General features: G+C 55.3%; 15 protein-coding genes, 1 tRNA gene and 2 pseudogenes. 6 read left to right on the top strand and 12 right to left on the bottom strand.

Annotated features, from left to right (window positions below):
- Positions 1 to 14 precede the first annotated feature (14 nt).
- Positions 15 to 91, top strand: a tRNA-Met gene (locus tag ACR0JC_RS17635).
- A gap of 346 nt (positions 92 to 437) precedes the next feature.
- A complete protein-coding gene (locus ACR0JC_RS17630) occupies positions 438 to 641 on the top strand; it encodes a hypothetical protein (protein WP_480656856.1) in 204 nt (67 codons plus the stop codon).
- A 33-nt stretch (positions 642 to 674) separates the two neighbouring features.
- On the opposite strand, the pseudogene ACR0JC_RS17625 reads toward ACR0JC_RS17630, so the two are convergent.
- Positions 675 to 1154: pseudogene (locus ACR0JC_RS17625) on the bottom strand (recombinase family protein); the annotation flags it as partial.
- Here ACR0JC_RS17625 and ACR0JC_RS17620 point away from each other — a divergent pair.
- On the top strand, positions 1134 to 1268 hold the full coding sequence (locus ACR0JC_RS17620) for a hypothetical protein (protein WP_480633543.1): 135 nt from the start codon (positions 1134 to 1136) through the stop codon (positions 1266 to 1268). The pseudogene ACR0JC_RS17625 and the gene ACR0JC_RS17620 overlap by 21 nt on opposite strands.
- Before the next feature lie 12 nt (positions 1269 to 1280).
- Here ACR0JC_RS17620 and ACR0JC_RS17615 read toward each other — a convergent pair.
- From ACR0JC_RS17615 to ACR0JC_RS17595, 5 genes and pseudogenes are all read right to left on the bottom strand, one after another.
- Positions 1281 to 1697 (bottom strand): annotated as a pseudogene (locus tag ACR0JC_RS17615) (recombinase family protein); the annotation flags it as partial.
- 133 nt (positions 1698 to 1830) lie between these two features.
- Complete coding sequence (locus ACR0JC_RS17610; protein WP_480633542.1) at positions 1831 to 2913, bottom strand: tyrosine-type recombinase/integrase; 1083 nt, start codon at positions 2911 to 2913, stop codon at positions 1831 to 1833.
- Positions 2906 to 4585: a tyrosine-type recombinase/integrase gene (locus ACR0JC_RS17605; RefSeq protein ID WP_480633541.1), complete on the bottom strand. Its 1680-nt coding sequence runs from the start codon at positions 4583 to 4585 to the stop codon at positions 2906 to 2908. Before ACR0JC_RS17605 ends, ACR0JC_RS17610 begins: the two co-directional genes overlap by 8 nt.
- 168 nt (positions 4586 to 4753) lie before the next feature.
- On the bottom strand, positions 4754 to 4987 hold the full coding sequence (locus ACR0JC_RS17600) for a helix-turn-helix domain-containing protein (RefSeq protein ID WP_437342554.1): 234 nt from the start codon (positions 4985 to 4987) through the stop codon (positions 4754 to 4756).
- A 614-nt stretch (positions 4988 to 5601) separates the two neighbouring features.
- Positions 5602 to 6099, bottom strand: coding sequence for a hypothetical protein (locus ACR0JC_RS17595; protein WP_170417262.1), 498 nt, complete (start codon positions 6097 to 6099; stop codon positions 5602 to 5604).
- Between the two features lie 135 nt (positions 6100 to 6234).
- On the opposite strand from ACR0JC_RS17595, the gene ACR0JC_RS17590 reads away from it, so the two are divergent.
- Entirely contained in the window at positions 6235 to 6489 is a 255-nt protein-coding gene (locus tag ACR0JC_RS17590) for a helix-turn-helix domain-containing protein (protein WP_170417265.1), read from the top strand.
- A gap of 522 nt (positions 6490 to 7011) precedes the next feature.
- On the opposite strand, the gene ACR0JC_RS17585 is transcribed toward ACR0JC_RS17590, so the two are convergent.
- The 3 genes from ACR0JC_RS17585 to ACR0JC_RS17575 form a co-directional block, all read right to left on the bottom strand.
- Positions 7012 to 7491: a hypothetical protein gene (locus ACR0JC_RS17585; RefSeq protein WP_480633540.1), complete on the bottom strand. Its 480-nt coding sequence runs from the start codon at positions 7489 to 7491 to the stop codon at positions 7012 to 7014.
- A 534-nt stretch (positions 7492 to 8025) separates the two neighbouring features.
- Positions 8026 to 9522 (bottom strand): amidase family protein, encoded by a 1497-nt coding sequence (locus ACR0JC_RS17580; RefSeq protein WP_480764001.1) that lies wholly within the window; start codon positions 9520 to 9522, stop codon positions 8026 to 8028.
- 120 nt (positions 9523 to 9642) lie between these two features.
- Positions 9643 to 11538 carry a DUF3604 domain-containing protein gene (locus ACR0JC_RS17575; protein WP_480764000.1) on the bottom strand — a complete coding sequence of 632 codons (1896 nt, stop codon included), beginning with the start codon at positions 11536 to 11538 and terminating at the stop codon, positions 9643 to 9645.
- 542 nt (positions 11539 to 12080) lie between these two features.
- Between ACR0JC_RS17575 and ACR0JC_RS17570 the strand changes: the two genes are divergently transcribed.
- The gene (locus ACR0JC_RS17570; protein ID WP_480633537.1) at positions 12081 to 12800 is read left to right on the top strand and encodes a hypothetical protein; all 720 of its coding nucleotides are present in this window, start codon (positions 12081 to 12083) and stop codon (positions 12798 to 12800) included.
- A complete protein-coding gene (locus ACR0JC_RS17565) occupies positions 12797 to 14104 on the top strand; it encodes a carbohydrate porin (RefSeq protein WP_480633536.1) in 1308 nt (435 codons plus the stop codon). The genes ACR0JC_RS17570 and ACR0JC_RS17565 overlap by 4 nt, the downstream gene beginning before the upstream one ends.
- A gap of 363 nt (positions 14105 to 14467) precedes the next feature.
- Here the strand turns inward: ACR0JC_RS17565 and ACR0JC_RS17560 are convergent, their stop codons facing one another.
- The 3 genes from ACR0JC_RS17560 to ACR0JC_RS17550 are packed head-to-tail and all read right to left on the bottom strand — an operon-like array spanning position 14468 to position 16979.
- Positions 14468 to 15163 carry an RraA family protein gene (locus ACR0JC_RS17560; RefSeq protein ID WP_170343340.1) on the bottom strand — a complete coding sequence of 232 codons (696 nt, stop codon included), beginning with the start codon at positions 15161 to 15163 and terminating at the stop codon, positions 14468 to 14470.
- Positions 15160 to 15855, bottom strand: a complete 696-nt coding sequence (locus tag ACR0JC_RS17555) for an alpha/beta fold hydrolase (protein WP_170343341.1) — start codon at positions 15853 to 15855, stop codon at positions 15160 to 15162. Before ACR0JC_RS17555 ends, ACR0JC_RS17560 begins: the two co-directional genes overlap by 4 nt.
- On the bottom strand, positions 15852 to 16979 hold the full coding sequence (locus tag ACR0JC_RS17550) for a cobalamin-independent methionine synthase II family protein (RefSeq protein WP_480763999.1): 1128 nt from the start codon (positions 16977 to 16979) through the stop codon (positions 15852 to 15854). The genes ACR0JC_RS17555 and ACR0JC_RS17550 overlap by 4 nt, the downstream gene beginning before the upstream one ends.
- Positions 16980 to 16984: the final 5 nt, after the last annotated feature.

Genomic DNA, 16984 nt, shown 5'->3' with positions numbered 1-16984 from the left:
CCAACCCAAAGTGTCGCGGGATGGAGCAGCCCGGTAGCTCGTCAGGCTCATAACCTGAAGGTCGCAGGTTCAAATCCTGCTCCCGCAACCACTTGGCTCGAACAAAATGTCGAGCAAGCCGCCTCAGGGCGGTTTTGTTCATTCTGGGATACGCCCAACGCAAGCAATCCTGCTAGTTCCCCAACAAGTTCAATCGCATACTTCCCATCCTCGGGGATCAACCTGATCTCTGAAATAAGGCTGCGAATGATGGATGTTGCCTCAGCTTGCGAAGAGGGATCGCGCAATGCCGTGGTCAAATTGGCGACTTGTTCGCGATACACATCGGACAATCCGGGATGCAGCAAAACCGGTGGTTCATCAGAGGCGGAGGCGATCAAGGCTTCGAGTTCCGATTTGCGAACCTCCAACGCTGTCAGCTTATCCTTCATGCTGGCGTGAAACATGCCATCGCTGATGGCGTCTATGAGATGTGCGATCTTTCGCTCGATCTGCGCCAGATCACGTGTCGCGTTACTCCGTTCCTGTTGAATGGACCCTGCAAGACGGTTGTATTCCTCTTGATAGGCTTTGGCGAATTCCGCAATCAGATCGGGGTGCAACAACTGTTCCTTGAGCCCGGAGAGAACGCGATCTTCTAGGTCCGCGCGTTTGATAGTGAGGCGGTTGCCGCAGGTGCCTTTGTTCCGTTGAGTGGAGCACCCGTAATACTGCTTTCCAATTTGGATGATGCCGCCGCCACAACATCCACAGGTCAGCATACCCGAAAACAGATGCCGTGCCCGCTTGGTGCGGCCCAGCTTCTTGATACCATCGCTGATCGCGGCGTTGCGCGTCTTTTCCTGCCGCGCCTTTACCGCGTTCCACAGGTCATCGGGCATGATCCGTAGATCGGGAACGTCTTCGATCACCCAGTCTTCGGGTGGGTTCGGTCGGGCTTGTCGCTTTCCGGTGTTTGGATCTTTGATGAAACGCTGCCGGTTCCAGACTAGCCGCCCGATGTAAAGTTCGTTGTTCAAGATGCCGGTGCCGCGTTGGTGATTGCCGTAGATTGTTGATGCCCCCCACGTGCCGCGCGGTCCGGGAATGCCCTCTTCGTTCAGTTTGGCAGCGATGGCACGTGGGCTAAGACCATGGCTGTAGTCACGGAAGATGCGTCGGACGACCTCAGACTGATCCTCATTGATCCGGCGGTCCCCTGTGGTGATAGACCCGTCTGCGCCGATGTCTCGCACAACGTCATAGCCGTAGGTGACGCCACCGGCTGATTTACCTTTGCGCACGCGCCCCTCCAGCCCGCGATGGGTCTTTTGAGCCAAGTCTTTCAGGAACAGGCTGCTCATGGTGCCTTTGAGACCGATGTGAAGTTCTGAAATCTCACCTTCAGCTACGGTGATAATCGGGATGCCCTGAAACCGCATCTGCTTGAAGAAGGCCGCGATGTGTTCCTGATCGCGGCTGATGCGGTCGAGACCTTCAGCCACGACGACATCGAACACATTGGAGCGTGCGTCTTCCAACAGTTGCTGGTAGCCGGGGCGGAGATGCGACGCACCGCTGACTCCCCGGTCGGAATAAGTTTGCGTCTCCTGCCAGCCGTTACCATTGATGAGGCGTAGACACAGTCGATGCTGGTCTTCTATGGAGGCATCACTTTGAAGATCAGTGGAATAGCGGGCGTAGATAGCGGCGCGCATGTGTCGGGCCTTTCGAACAGAGAAACAAGTTGGCCCAACCCATTATAGGCATGGATTGGGCCGTGTCTGCCACTTTCGATTGCAACCCGTTGCAATGGAAAAGGCATAAATCACAAATAGATAACCAATTACATTATCGGCGTTTGGGCGCGATTGCCGAACGTTTGCCACCCAAGGTCTTCATCTTTGCTTCCAACAAAGACTGGTAATCGTCACAAGCGGATAGTCCGGTGGCACGGTTGTAGTGTTTCTGGGACATGTCCAACGTCGCGTGCCCAAGGATATCCCGGATGATGTTGACATTTTCCGGGTCTGTCTCAGCGATGGTGGTTGCCGCAATGTGCCGAAACTTGTGCGTTCGTAACTCAACACCGAGCAGCCGCTGTGCCACTTTCGGCAACTCACGAGAGAGGCCATCTGGTGTGATCGGGTCTCCATATTGGCTGATCCAGAGCGCATTGGATGTCTTAGAGCCAAGTAGGGCCGGACGATGGATGTCCAAATAAGACACCATTGGCTGAACCAGAACCTTGGGTAGAGGAAACCAGCGCTCTTTTTTGTCTTTTGTGTCCTCAGCCGAAAGATGAAGCTCAAACCCTTCGGAGGTTTTGCGCAGATGCTGATCCGTTGTCAGCGCCAGCAAAGAGCGACGACGCAGAGGCCGTGAGATCAGAAAGGCGATCATCAGGCCTGCGCGAAAGTGGATCGCGCGCTTGATGTCATTGAGGGATTGATCAACCTCTACGTCTTGGAGCCATTGCACGCTTTTGACGAAAACTTCATCGGCAGTCACCGGGATCGGCTTGGGCAGGCTTTTGCGGTCGGCCAGATGTATCAAACGGTTGGACAGTTTGTTTAGCCAGTCCCAGTCTCCTGACGGCTCCATGGCCTTTGCAATCACATACAGATCACAAATCATGTTTTTGAGCGTCATAGCGTTTACGCGGACTTCTGCCTCTTCGAAATATCCCCGTACGGCATTCTTGGTAATTCGATCCGTCGGGGATTGATCCAAAAGGGCAGGCAGATGACGCTTTATCCATGACAGCCAGTATCCGTAGCTCTGGCGACGTTTGGTGCGGCTGCCTTCGGACCAGCTCGTACAGAGGCCTGTACCGTCAAAGATGTCACCTTCCGCGAACAGGGCCTCCCAGGCGGTTTTATCCGCCTGGGGCCAATTTTGATAAAGAAGAACAAGAGGAATGGGGTTAGTCATCGGACGTCCCCCGGAACTTCGAAAGAACCACCTCATCATAGTGGTCGTGTGCCCATTGGTTGCTGAGCGATGCGTAGAAATCCATCGTCGTTTGGAGCCGCTTGTGCTTGAGCAGGCGGCGCACGGTCTCAAAATCACCGGGGCGTTCTTTGAGGTACAGTTTGGCTGCGATGTGGCGGAACAGATGCGGGTGAACCTTCAATCCTGTTTCCCGATAGACCCGCTGGGTAAGTTCGCTACCAAAATTGCTGGGCGCTCGAGACTTCCCGTCGCTGCTGCGCGGGAACAGGGCGCGGCCATTCGCTTGCGACACCTGTGATCGGAATTGCATGATGTAACGGTGCACCAGCTTAGAACTGCGGGCATTCAGTTTGACCTCAATCGGCTCGCCATTCTTGACCTCAATCCCTTCGATACGAATGGAATAATAGGTGTGCGTGCCCGAGCGTGCAGGGATCAAATGTTTGTCCAAGTCAAGGTCCGCGAGGTTTTTGATGCGCATGGGACAGCTCAAGAGGATGGCCAGTGCTGCCGCGTGCATCGCCGCCAGAGCGCTGTCACGACGGGTCGGATTGTCATCCGCCCGTGCCATCAACGTATCCGGAAGGCCAAGCAACAGAGCGACATTCTCCCAGTCGTTGAACTGAGCGAGGCGCTCGGCGTTTTTGGGGCTCATACCGCGTGGACTGGTTGCAACGCGTTTGTGAATGTCTTTGAGCGCTTTGATGGTATCCTCCGGCGCGTTCAGGTGGTGACGTGCAATGGCGATACAGGTTGCCGCAACATTGCTCAGTCCGGACGGCAGACCATCGGTCCCAAGCCGGTCCATGATCGTCCGGAAGGCTGTTTTGAGGTTGTGCGCCGTAACCAACACAGAAAGGTTGGTGAACTCTACCGGGCGTTGCCCTGAAGTTACCAGCGCGTCCAGCAATTGGCGCAGATGCGCTTCGGTGTTGCGCAAGCTAGTCTCGCGCAGCGGTTTGTCAGGCCCGTCATCGCTGAACAGATCACGCTGAGCCAAACGGTCGATATAGGCCACGATCTCCGTTTGAAGGCTCTCCGGGTACTCCGTCAGCGAGCGAGCTAGGTACCGATCAGACGGCAAACGGTCCAACCGGGGAAGATCAAGAACGTGTTTGCCAATCACATGGTTCCATGTATCGATCATGGATTGAATGTGCTTGGCCGGTTCATTCTTCAGCAGCACTGCGTCGAGAGCCGTCTGAAACGCCTGAACCACATTATGGTCGACGTCCGCGGGCGGGATCGACCGGGCACTGCAAAAGCGTGCAAACCGCATCAACCCCCAAACCTGGTGGGTGGACCGCACGGCCTTGAGAAACGTGCCCCACTCGGGCGTCAGTTCAGATTTGCTTTCAACATCCTGCAACACCCCGACCGCGCGCAATGCGCTTGCCAGATCGCTTTTGGTGGTGCTGAGGGTGTTGGGCTTCACCCCGCAGGCGGCGGGATGCAACGACGCCAGCAGTTTGCGCAGTTGCGGGATGTTAGTCGGAATATCCGACGGAGGACGGTTCATATATTTACTGATGCGCGAAATCGCGGACATTTTGGACTGTTGACGTTTCTTGTCGGGGTCTGGATTGGACTTCAGAACGTCCAGAACCTCGGCCAGCGTTGTTGGTAGCTGGATCTCTTGGTGATGTGTCATGATAAACCTCTTCGGTTTTGAAATTGGGGACAAAAGGGGACAGACGAGTACATTCAGACCCACGGCGGCCCTCTTGCGGACATTCGGGAAAACAAGGGTGTGAATTTATAGCCAAAATCCATGCCCCCGTTTTCCCGAATGCCGAAAAAGCCGATGAATTTTAGGGCTTTAGAGAACATGAGCCGCAGCCTGATTGCAGCGTTGTTTGGCAAGGGCGTACAGGTCGCTGCGCGCAATGCGCCAATCGCGGCCCAACCGAGTTGCGGGCAGTTCGCCGGATTTGATCCAGCGGCGAACGGTCTTGGTGCTGATGCGGAACAGCGCAGCGACATCGCGCACGCTAAGATAGGCGGCATCCTCTGTGATCGGCAGATCAACCATGATCCACCTCCGGGTCTTCACCGTTGCAACGCGTCGCAAAGTCAGTGCGTGCCGCTTCGCGTGCCAACAGGCGCACAAGGCTGATCAGAGGTTCGGGGATATCAAAACTGGGCAAATTGCCCGTGGGAGCAGAAGACGAACACGTCATCGATACGTTCCTTTTAAAAGGAACCGCTCGAAGCAATGATCGCGATGTTTTGGCTTAGGAGTGCACTCCAGACGACAAAACACTGACCTCAAACGAGATCAGGATCATTGCCATCGAGTGCGTCGAGAACGAAGAGCCGTTCTGTCCAATCCCAATATTGGCGGCTCAGCCATCACGGCTGGTGGGTTGATAGTTCTCTTAACCTATGAACCGTTGCTTGCCTGTCAAGGGCAGCACGGCGTGGTTACTCCACGATTACCGACTCAGAGATCAGGCCGGGCTTCTGCATGTGTAAGTTAATGAAAATATGTATTTTTATCTGTTTGAGCTTGGGGTGGTTATCCGCACGTGATACCTTCATGCGCAAGGGTGCCGGGTGAGTGCCTGGATACCTCCTCTCTCTGACAAGCGACGAGGCCACTCCAGTCGGCTAACGCCGATATGTGTCAACCCGGCCCCGATCTCGTCCGGAGATCCTGCAGTAGTCTCAGTCCCAACCGCGCTTAACTGCGCCCGACAGGGTGACGGTGATCTTTTCGGCCATCATTTGATCCGGGTAGTTTTTGAACATGAACACCTTGCTGAATCCGCAACGTGTTCCAAGACCGCGACTGTGCTGGATTCGGTAGCCTTGGCTCACACGTTCGCGGACTTCTATAACCATATCGTGGTCATTGATCTTCAAATCCCGGATCGCGTCTTCCTTCAACCGACGTTCACCTAACCGACCATCCAAGCTGGTGGGGCGGCGGAAATACTCCGATATCTGAAGCAGAATTTGGTTGGCGCGTGGCCGCAAATGCGACGGCAGGTGACCAACACAGTGTAGGTACGCAGCCCGGTCGCGGATGTCATCGCGCAGTTTTTGACAACTAGCCATGTCGCTGAAAAACCGTCCGTAGAGTTTGGATTTGTCCACCGGTGGAGTTCGTTTGCGGGGCACAAAGTCGAAGGGAGGTTTTGGGGCGCGTGGGTCAAAGGTCATGTTGGTCTCCGTTCGTATGGTATCACAAAAAACTGCGAATAATCATGGGTGTAGTAGGTATTGTATACCCCCAATTTGGGGTTAATCCCATAACAGGGGTAGCTGCTTGTGTCCACACTTTTGAGGTCATGAGCAGTGGCGGGTGCCGTAAGAACAGAGGCCTATCAATTCCTGCTGAGCGAACTCGTCAGGCTCAGGCAGGAGGCGGGGCTTTCACAAGCAGGGTTGGCCAAATTGTTGGGCAAGCCACCATCTTACGTTGGAAAGTATGAATTGGCAGAGCGTCGTTTGGACATCGTGGAAACGATTGTCATATTGAAAGTTCTGAAAGCCGACGTCTTGGCTATAACTTCGGCAGTTTCCGTTATGGTTCCTGTCAGTTTGCGGTGATAGGTGAACCGCTGAGTGGCATGTCGCACAAGTGTGGTATTCGCAGCAGATGGGCTTTGCTATCTATGACTATTGGCCAAGTCTACCCTTGGCACAGATCGTCGGCGCTACGGCTTTCGCGAAGTGGATATTGCACCGTATTTCGAACACAATTTTGAGCTTTGGCAATAGATTCCTTGAATGTTAAGCTGTGCATAGTATGCTAAAATCAGCTCGCGACAGCCGAAACGGCCGGCCAGACCGGTCTTCTCGGGAGGACCGATAGGCTGTCGCGTGTGTGACTATCTAACAGTTGAAGTTCCATATTGAGAACTGCCGCTCGTCTCTAGGTGTGTCGACAGATAAGTCTGGCACAGGGCTCTTAGCCATCACATATTCCCGCAATTCCGCCTTCACCGCTTTGACAACCCTGTTCTCTCTGTGTGCAGCCATTGCTCCGATGATGACATCCGTCATTTGCAGCAAGTTGACTTTCTTTGAGGCCGTTGGGTGGATTTCACGCAGACAGTTTGGCTTTGCACTTTATCTCTTATATGAATTCGCACAGATGCCATTCCTGAACTCGCCAATTTGATCTGAATCCGGGCCATGATCTGGGAACATAACAATCCTCCATCTATCACCGTACCGTCTACAAACCTCGTGAAGCATAAGCTGATAGTACATCTTGTTTATCGACAGATGTGGAGCACCACGTCCCTTCCGATGGTGATCAAACTCGTCGAAGTCGACAATCATCGTGTGGAAGTGCAGGTAGTGAAGATCAATCGCTTGATAGAACAGATCCACCAGCGCCTCGTAAGTGGCCTTCTTTCGACCGCCACGATATTCGCTCCATTTGAATTCACTCTTCATTCCAACCCCATCCTTCAACGACTGAATTTGGGCGTTCAGAACTTCGACCATGTGAGCTTTTACTGCTATCCCACCTACGACGGCATATTTGTTGTCACCTGCGTAGCTGCTGCAATCGCAGTAATAGTGTAGGACGTCCAGCGCCATCTATATCTCGATGTATTTATTGCTCGAAGCAACAAGATAGCCGGGGTAGTTTCGAGTGTGAAGCGCAACTGCTCACCAACACGACTTCCAACCCAATAACTCAGCCGAAGTGCGGAAACGCCGTGTCTGCTTTGGGCTGCGAGCGGTCAATTATGACTACTGCAGAGAAAGGCAGCTCGGAGCCCAAACTACCGAATGCTGCAGTTTGCACCGACGGCCGCGAAGCCGGGCAAAATTGCCGTAAAAAAGGACATGTGAATTTTCCCGCGATGGATAGTGAATATTGCGTAGCTCGTTTGCGGCGCATGTTCACGTTTCGATCGCACGATTTCACACTGTGTCGCGGGCAATCCGATCAGCAAGCAGGGATGGGTCTATTCGGCGCTCTTACATGATTACTTGGGGCGAGCCGCTGGCAGGGCCAGTTCACGAACCTACCCGACCTAGGCGCTGCTTCGGCAATAAGAAAAGCAGAACTACGGTCATCGACATCAATAGCGAGATTGCATCCGAACCCAGCTCCTGTTCAATGCCTCACAGCGACGCCAGGGAATTTGGTGCCCACGGCTCCCACCAGCGCTTCGCCTGCTCCAGTTCGTAGGCAAGGGCAAAAAGGAGGTCCTCGCGTCCGGCTTTCGCCACAAAGTGGCTCCCAATTGGCAGGCCCTCCTCGCTCAGCCCCGCTGGGACGGACATCCCCGGAAGGCCGATTGCATTCTGAACGGGAGTGAAGGACGTGAAACTGGTGATGCGCTCGAACATTTCGTCAAACGGCACGGTTGGATCGAAGAACTCTCCGATCCGCGGGGCCGTCCCCGCCATCACAGGCGACAGGAAGACATCCATGGTGGACAGCCACTCATCATACTCTGCACCAAGCGCGACCATATAGGCGTTTGCTCGCTCCACATCTTCGGCGGTGAACCGGCGCGCGGTCTCGGCCCATTGTTGCACGAACTTATCCAGCAATCCGGTCTCGGACGGCGGTCTGCCCGCCTTGGCCGCCGCAGCATCTGCGAGACCCACCATCCGAAAACCGAATATCTGGTTGAACCGCAGCTCGAATTCTTCGGTCACCGGGCTCCGGGTCTCGACGATGGTGTGTCCAAGGTCTTCGCAAAGCTGCGCCGTTGCTTCTATGGCGCGCTGCACTGCCGGCTCAGGCAATTCGCCATAGTAGTTGCGTAAGTCAAAACCGATAGTCAGACGCTCGGTCGAAGGGCCTTCGATGAATGGGATCGGCCGGAAAGCCGCCGTTGGAGACCTATCCTGACCCAACGCAAACAGCATGGCACTGTCGCGGACAGACCGGCTGACGCAGTTGTCGGCGGCAAAGGTTGTTTGATCGCTCGATCCCCACAACATGCGCCGCCGACTGGGCTTCAAGCCAAACAGACCGCAGCACGCGGCCGGGATCCGGATCGATCCTCCACCATCGCTGGCATGTGCGATCGGGACGATTCCGGCGGCAACGGCCGCCGCAGAGCCACCGCTTGACCCGCCTGGCGAATGATCGAGGTTCCACGGGTTTCGGCCGGCACCAAGCAACTGCCCTTCGGTCACCGGCAGGGCACCGACCTCGGGCATGTTGGTCTTGCCCATCAGGTTAAGACCTGAAGCCTCATAGGCCAGTGCCAGCGGCGCGGAACGCGTTTGGTAGCTATCGTGGTAGACGCGTGAGCCGTGGGTCGTGTACTGCCCCGCAATATCAAGGTTGTCCTTGACGACGAACGGTACTCCCGCAAAGGGTCCTTGCCGCCGCATACTAGCCGCCTTGGACACAGCCTGCTCGTACATCGGCGTGGTGATCGCATTGAGCCGGCCCCCCAATGCAAGCGCCGTATCGACAGCGGCTTCGCACAGTTCCGCCGGAGAGACCTCGCCGGCCTTCACCAGTTCGGCAAGGCCCAGCCCATCTGTGGTCATCATGACCTGCCGGATATCGGAGACCTGCGCCGCAGTCTTTTTGACTGCCGTCGCACAGGCAAGAGACGATGCTCCCGACAGGAGGAGGTTTCTTCTCGAGATCATTGGCATCTCCCTTGGCAATGTTTCTTGGTAGCAACCGTAACACGAGGGTCGAGCCGCGAAGGTGACTGGGTCCGACCATCGCCGATCAGAATACCCCGGTTTCTGCGGCAGGTCTGTACCTCACCGCGGCGTGTACCAGATCGGCGACGTATAGGCGCGCTCTTGATGGCTTCGCAGAATACCTTCCGCGCCCATGGCAATGCCGTACCGGGCTTCGTCATAGGCCATCCAAGTCGGCGTCGGTATCTCCAGAACACGGGCGTAGTATACCGCCGGTTGCATCGGATCGAAGTCCGGGTCAGTCCAGACCGCACGCAATTCCGGCGCTCCTATGCTGTTGATCCAAGTCGCGGCTGCTTCGTCTACTGTCGTCCCAACCGGTTTCGTCGCACGACCATCGTCGTTGATCGTGCGTCCATCCGATACCGCCACGTCATAAATTCGTTCCTGGCGTTCGCCGGTCGCGTCCACCCATCCCTTGACGATCTGGATGCGGTCGAGGTTGCCCGACCATGCGTCCTTCAGCGCACCGACCATAAATACCGGGGCCTCGGCGCCTTCTGGTGCCTCTGGCAGATCGCCGCCCATAGGCACGCCCTTTTGATACCCTATCTCGATAACGTCGGGTCGATTGGCATCGTCGGGTTCATACTCCCAACCGCCGAAGAACCGCACCGTCATACGGTTTCCGGTCGTCGCATACACCTCGCGCCGCTCGATGGCGTCGAACAACGCCGCGCGCGTGTTTTCGTGCGCCCAGACACCGGCCAGTCCTGACGCCAGAATTTCATATTGATATGTTGTCAGCTCATCGTCGCCAAGCAACGCCTCGATGATGGCATGATCCCATCGATCCGGCGCAGGTTCGGTATAGTTGGTTTTGCCGAAAAAATTCTCTTCGCGGGTGGTTGAGAGACCGGTGTGACTATCCGACGCTCCGATCATCCCGTACTTGAACGGGTTCATGCCGATGTCCTGCTCGACCTGAAGACCGATCTGCAGCGCCGAACGGGTATATTCATACGGCAGCATTTCCGGGGTCTTGATTTCGACCCCGCCGAGATCTGCCTTGTCCCAGGTGCCATAGTCGGCGAATTCATCATCGGGCGACAGGAAGGGATGCGTCTCGCTGTCGCCCTTCGTCTGTGTCGTCTCGACCACCGGCTCCCAGCGTTGCCGTGTCGCCGCATAGTCGGCATCGATCGGTTCGCCGTTCTGGCGCATCAGAGAAAACATGCGGCCGTTGGAGAGGTTTCCATTATGCGGGATGGCCAGAACATCCCCGCCTGTGCCGTCCTCATAGGCTTGCATATACGCCCAGAGATCTTCGACATCGTCACTGTCGAACAGCGAAAACGGAATGACCTGACCGGCCTTGTCCTCATCATCCCGGAAGATCACGACCCGATGCAGGTTGCCCGGTTCCTCAAAGGTGCCGCTCATCGTCCATTCAAAGCCGATCAGCGCAGAAAAGGTGCCGGGGTCATTGAATTGCGCCGCATAGTCCAACTGACGTTGCCATGCCGATTGCGCTATAACTGGATCATCGATCAGGTCTACTTGCTTCGCCAATCCCTCGAAGGTCCAAAGTTGATAGGCGCGATAGGGATCGCCGCCTTCGATCAGGTCGTAGAATTGCCGGCCCCATTCGGTTTTCAGAAGGTCGGCATTCGCCTCGGCCAGCATCGGTGCCATGCCAAGGTTTTCCGCGTGATCCGCCACCACGAGAAAGTCGAGCGGTCGCACAAGTTTTGCACGCTGCCCGGTGTTGGTGGTAACCTCTTCTCCGCGAGCGAAACGATAGGCGTCCTCCGGATCGAGGTACGTGCCCAAAAGACCGGCATCGCCGGAAACGGACGTGTGTAGATGCGTGTCACCCCAATAGAGGTTTTCGGCAAACCCACTTTTGCGCATGTTCTTGTCGACATAGGGAGAGTAGGAACTTCCCAGACCCTCAACCTCATCTCTGGTCGGGTTGATGTCCTGAGCAAACGCCTGAAAGGCCGCTAGCCCCATTGCGCAAACCAAGCCAAATCTGAGCATCGGATGACCCCATTCAAATCAGATACCAACAATTCAAGCGTCACACGGCGGTAAGCCGTTTACAATTGCATTCTTCCCCAAAAAGTTTGAGGTTCATGCGGCCGTCCGTAGACCCAAGTGATAGTGGACAACGGTTTTCAGGCCTACCATGGTGTGCTGGCGCCGATGGAGGAGCGGACAGACTTTCTCGCTAGATCAGGGTCGTAACCACCGAAGGCGTGCAACTTGTGTGCAATCCAAAGTTAAGGTCCGGAAATCGCGCGAAAGCAGCCTCTAACGGAAACGCAGCGAATTCACCCTATGTCCGCAATGCAGTCATTGAGCGTAGGTGAGCGAACGTCTGCCTTGAGCCCATAACTGACGTACGTAATAGGGAAAGAGTGAAAGCCTCCGGGTAGATTTAAACGACTAACTCAATCTCCCCTCTCTGAACCTATTGATCGATATCAAGCCTATCTGCATTCAAACATGCTATTGTTCTCTGGTCTTAGTGACGAGAAAGGGAGGAGAAAGATATGGTTTTCAGCTTTTCAAGTCGCCTGTTCGAACCGCCACTCAAGCCTGTTATGGCAGCAGTTCTTTGTGTCTCAACACTCGCGATTTCTGCCAGCGCGGAACAAGTTTTGGAAGATTTCACTATCAAAGACATTCGTGGAATGCGGTATTGTGAGTTTCTTTTGATCTACGATGACCGGGTGGTGATCTATAACACAACAGGGTCGAGTGATTGTTCAGAAGACAAATGGGAGTCGCTAGATGTCACTGCTCTCGCCAAAGAGAATGACGCCAAGAATGCTCAACTGAACGGTCCAAAGTATTGGGCGATGGACGCACAGACGCTTGAACTGGGTGATAAAAAGTCATTCGGCGGAATAGATGCGAGGTATGCAGCCACTCTACCGATATCTGCTCTAGGAGCAGGAGAAGGGTCTGAACCTTATGTCGGTTTCACAAGTTCCAAGAAGCAGACCATGGTGTTCGAAGCTGGGAAGCCAATGTATGAATTGGTCGACAACAAAGGCAATACCTATGTCCTGAATGCATATGGGGCAAAGGTGCGGGATGGCGATCCCGGAAATCTTGCTGATCAACTAGCTCCGGCTGAGGGTTGGAGTTTCGAGGTCATAACCCCAGAAAAGAGCGTAATCGTCGAAGCAAGTACAGATGCACCTGTTCAGATGGTCGGTGACGATCTGCATCAGTACTATACCTTGTTTGACAAAACCTCACAATGAATGCCTCAGCTACAGGGCGCCTGCTGTCACTGATAAAGACTTGCGTTCTTGGATTTGTTTTTCTTAGTTGCTGGAACGGTTCCTCCCTTGCGCAAGGAGTGTCCAATAGCCAAGCTAACACGCTGTCAGGGTACGGGCCTTCAGCGGATCTGGAAACTGGCGACAGTGTAACTGAAGACCTGGCAATCGATGATCAGCGAGTTGATGGGGTTCTTAACTTCCCAAGAGTGGAAGAGTTCTTTTCTCCTTGGTTTGCTTGGAAAAAGCGAGTCAACGATGAGTATGGCCTAAAATTACAATTCAGCTATCAGTCCCTGCGCCAAGAATTAAACAGGACGCTTGGGGAAAAGGATGCAGCCGCAGCGCGCCTTCAATTGCAAGGGTCTTGGGAACTCGTCGGAAGAGGAACGAGTAATCCGGGTTTGCTGACTTTTCGACTAGAGGAACGAACCACGCTTGGGACAACAATTCCTCCAACAAGTTTAGCGTCACAGTACGGAGGCTTGACCCCTTCGGGAGGGTTTAGTGATTTTGGATTTGCACTTACTGAATTGGCTTGGCGTCAATCTCTGTCGAACGGACGGTTTCGTTTTGTTTTTGGAAAAATAAGCGCCGCATCTTGGTACAATGGTCATGCTCTTTCATCCAGCTTGCGTGGTTTCCAAAACCTCGCGTTGCAGAGCAGCCTAACCAAGCCATCGCCCGGCCGCGGAATAGGGGGTGGAGTTGCATACGAGTTTACTCCTCACTTCGGTGTTGTCGCCGGTATTCACGACGCAAATGCTAAAACAGCAGGAAACCCGTTCGACACAATCAAAGAGGGGGAGTTTTACAAATCCATTGAATTTCGCTACTGGCCTACCACGCGTGACAGGCGCCGTTGGGATGTGGTCCGCCTTCAACTTTGGCATCAAGACGCATTGGTGGCGAAAGGCGTACCGGAATCCAAAGGCGTTACATTCCTTGCCAGCCGCTTATTTGACGACAAGTGGTTCCCGTTTTTCATTGCAGGGCATTCCGACGGCAACGGATCAATCATGAAAACGGATGTGACTGCCGGGTTGGGTATCGCTTTCGATACCAAGCACCGTGCGGCAAGTGATGTGCTAGGCATAGGAGTAAGTTGGGGTGACCCTTCAGACCCAGCTTTGCGGGAGCAAATCACGACAGAAGCCTTTTACCGCCTGACCTTGGTTCAGAATTTTGTCATCACTCCGTCAATTCAATGGGTCAAGAATCCGGCGGCAACGACTGAACTTGACGACGTCCTGACAGCAAGCATCAGGTTCAGAGTTACGTTCTAGCGTCCTGAATGGGTGCACCCATTGGTATTTTGCTGAAATGGCATCAGCCGCTTTGTCCGCAGAGCAGACGTTTAATGACGAGTTGAGTATGTCGGGTTCGCGCCTATACCTGACATTTCAATTGCGTTCGGCATCGGTGGTTGCACCCTCCCGCAACCAAAACAGCCGAACAAAACACCGAACGAGCCGCCCAAGGGCGGCTTTGCTCGTTCTCAACCGCTCGTTCAGCACCAACCCAACAATCCCCGACTAACTAAAGAAAAGAAACGCGCAATATGCGCGATCGGATCTCCCAAGACGTATGCTACGACCGACAAACGAACTGCCGAGCCACGTCAGGGATCAGTCAGACTGCGTACACCCTTACACGCGCGCTTTTTCAAATGCGGCCCAAGCGACTTCAAATTTCTCGAAGTTGAAGCCGGGTTCAGAAGCCGCATTCAGAATTATTCGTTCGGTTTCAAAGAGTTTCAGAATGGCGTGTTCGATCCGATCAATCAGATCAGCAGGTACGACAACAGCACCATGCCGGTCCGCATGGATGAGATCCGATGGATTGACCGTCAGGCCGAAGATCGAAACAGGCGTGTCGATTTCTCGGACGTGAACGAAACCATGGCTGGGCCCGATAGAGCCGGCGATGACCGGGAATCCTTGCTGCATGTCACCAAGGTCCCGCATGACCCCGTTGGTGAGTGCGCCGGCCATTCCGAACCCTTTGTGCACAGACGTATTGATTTCGCCCCAATAGGCGCCGATGCAAGAGGGGAAATCGACATCCTCAACCACTGCAACAGAGGGAGCCGGGGCCTCGGCCATGTATCTGTAATAGTCCATTCGCCGCTGCCTGATGACTTCCGGCGCTTCGGAGGGCGGTTGCACCGCAGCGATCTTGGCCGTACGGGCAAATCCGACGATTGCGCCCTCGGACGGGGCCGAGCAGAACATCGTGCCACGCGTGAACTGATCAAACCCGCGCTTGCCCTGGGCCATCTCGATGGCGTTGCAGACTGTGGGTGTGTCGACCTTGCGCAGCAAGGCAAGTAGGGACGGTGTCATGGAGCCTCCAACCAACGGCGCAACGCCGCTGTAGTTTCCTGGGGTCGCTCAAGGGTGGGCAGGTGCCCCGCACCGATTACGACCTCCAGCGTGCTGTTTCCGAGAAGCTTGTGCATCAGTTCGTGCCGCTCCAACGGACATAGTCTGTCATCCTCGCCGCATAGAACGAGGCTTGGACCTTGATAAACGGACAAGGTGTCCGTTTGATCCGGGCGGCCCATGAGTGCGATGGACTGGCGAAGAAAAACCTCGGGGCCCAGATCGGTTGCCATGGCCATGCACAGGTCCAAAATTGCGCCCTGCCGAGGGCCATCGGCCAGATAGTTCGGCTTCAACTCTTCACGCATGACCTGCCGCAATCCACCTTGGCGCACGGCCTCCATTTGCGGACCGCGTCGGGTTTTGACCTCGTCTGCTTCGGCCAGCGGGTTCGTGTCCAGGAGTGCCAGCCGTTCAACACGTTCTGGCGCTTGGCGCAGGACCTCCATGGCAACGATCCCGCCCATGGAAAGTCCCGCAAGGGCAAACATCGGCGGCGCGTGGTTCAATACATCGGCGGCCATTGCCTCGACGCTGTCTTCGACGCTCAGCGGATGGGTCATCAACGGTACCCGTCCGGACAGGGCTTCGATTTGCGGCCCGAACAGTCGGGCATCGCACATCATTCCGGGAAGAAGAACCAGGGGCGTCATACCGAGGCCAATCCGGCACCTTCGGCCAGGGAGGCAAGCTTGGCATAGGCGATGTCGGGGTCGACCGCACCGAAGCCGGCAAAAGTGCCAAACCCACAGTCACTCCCGGCGATGACCCGATCCGGCCCGACGATGTTGGTGAACCGCTCGATGCGTTGCCGCACCAGCTCGGGGTGTTCGATGAAATTCGTTGTCGTGTCTACGACGCCGGGCACAAGGATCTTGTCGTCCGGGATTTCGCTCTTGCGATCCCGGAAGACGGTCCACTCATGGGCGTGGCGCGGGTTCGACGTTTCGAACAGAACATAGCGGGATTTGGTTGCCATCAGGGTCGTGAATACCTGATCCATCGCAATGTCGCAGCAATGCGGGCCTTCGTAGTTGCCCCAGCAGATATGCACCCGGACCCGATCCTGCGGAACATTCTGCAGCGCGTGGTTCAGGGCTTCGACATGCATCTCGGCGATCGCGATGAATTCGGCATCGGACAGATCAGCGAACAGCATGTGCCGGGAAAGGGCCAGATCGGGGCAGTCCAGCTGAAGATCCAGTCCCTCTGCGACGATCGTTTCATATTCCTGCTTCATCGCATCCGCGAGTGCGGCCAGATAGGCCTCGCGGCTGGGGTAGTGGGCGTTCTGCAGAAACAAAGAAATCACCCCGGGCGAGGCGGCGTTCATGAAGCCATGTTCGACTCCGTGCTCAGCCATTGCCTGCTTGAGGTTGCGGATATCCTTGTTCAGTTCGTCCTGGCCTTTCGAGCGAACGTCGCCCGTGCATTGCGGCCGGGCGTATTGGGGTGTGCCCCCATCGTTGGCAAGACGTTGCAAAAAACTGGGAAACATCTTCAGGTCCGCGGGGGCATTCCGAGGACTGTCCCCCGAGAAACCTGTGTAGCGGTCCTTTACGTATGTCGCATACGAGATTTTTGAGGTCTCTCCGTCGCTGACGATGTCGACACCGGCCTCGACCTGACGCCGAACCGTTTCAGATACGGCCTTGGTCATGCAACTGTCTAACGCATCGGCGTCATAGGGCTCGTGCCGCTCGCGCGCAAAGATGAAGTCGACAACTTCCTGGGATCGGGGCAGAGACCCCACATGGGTGGTGAGTATCTTTGTCATGCGGG

The organism is Ruegeria sp. CH5 (assembly GCF_056537025.1).
Note: the sequence above shows the minus strand (reverse complement) of the source record. Positions and strands in the feature narration are given on the sequence as shown.

Bases quoted from the DNA above. Each gene is read 5' to 3' on its own strand.
- ACR0JC_RS17580 (WP_480764001.1), bottom strand. From the start codon at position 9,522: ATGATCTCGAGAAGAAACCTCCTCCTGTCGGGAGCATCGTCTCTTGCC.
- ACR0JC_RS17555 (WP_170343341.1), bottom strand. From the start codon at position 15,855: ATGACGCCCCTGGTTCTTCTTCCCGGAATGATGTGCGATGCCCGACTG.
- ACR0JC_RS17550 (WP_480763999.1), bottom strand. From the start codon at position 16,979: ATGACAAAGATACTCACCACCCATGTGGGGTCTCTGCCCCGATCCCAG.
- ACR0JC_RS17595 (WP_170417262.1), bottom strand. From the start codon at position 6,099: ATGACCTTTGACCCACGCGCCCCAAAACCTCCCTTCGACTTTGTGCCC.
- ACR0JC_RS17585 (WP_480633540.1), bottom strand. From the start codon at position 7,491: ATGGCGCTGGACGTCCTACACTATTACTGCGATTGCAGCAGCTACGCA.
- ACR0JC_RS17575 (WP_480764000.1), bottom strand. From the start codon at position 11,538: ATGGGGCTAGCGGCCTTTCAGGCGTTTGCTCAGGACATCAACCCGACC.
- ACR0JC_RS17610 (WP_480633542.1), bottom strand. From the start codon at position 2,913: ATGACTAACCCCATTCCTCTTGTTCTTCTTTATCAAAATTGGCCCCAG.
- ACR0JC_RS17565 (WP_480633536.1), top strand. From the start codon at position 12,797: ATGAATGCCTCAGCTACAGGGCGCCTGCTGTCACTGATAAAGACTTGC.
- ACR0JC_RS17620 (WP_480633543.1), top strand. From the start codon at position 1,134: ATGGCTGTAGTCACGGAAGATGCGTCGGACGACCTCAGACTGATCCTC.
- ACR0JC_RS17560 (WP_170343340.1), bottom strand. From the start codon at position 15,163: ATGACACCGTCCCTACTTGCCTTGCTGCGCAAGGTCGACACACCCACA.
- ACR0JC_RS17605 (WP_480633541.1), bottom strand. From the start codon at position 4,585: ATGACACATCACCAAGAGATCCAGCTACCAACAACGCTGGCCGAGGTT.
- ACR0JC_RS17570 (WP_480633537.1), top strand. From the start codon at position 12,081: ATGGTTTTCAGCTTTTCAAGTCGCCTGTTCGAACCGCCACTCAAGCCT.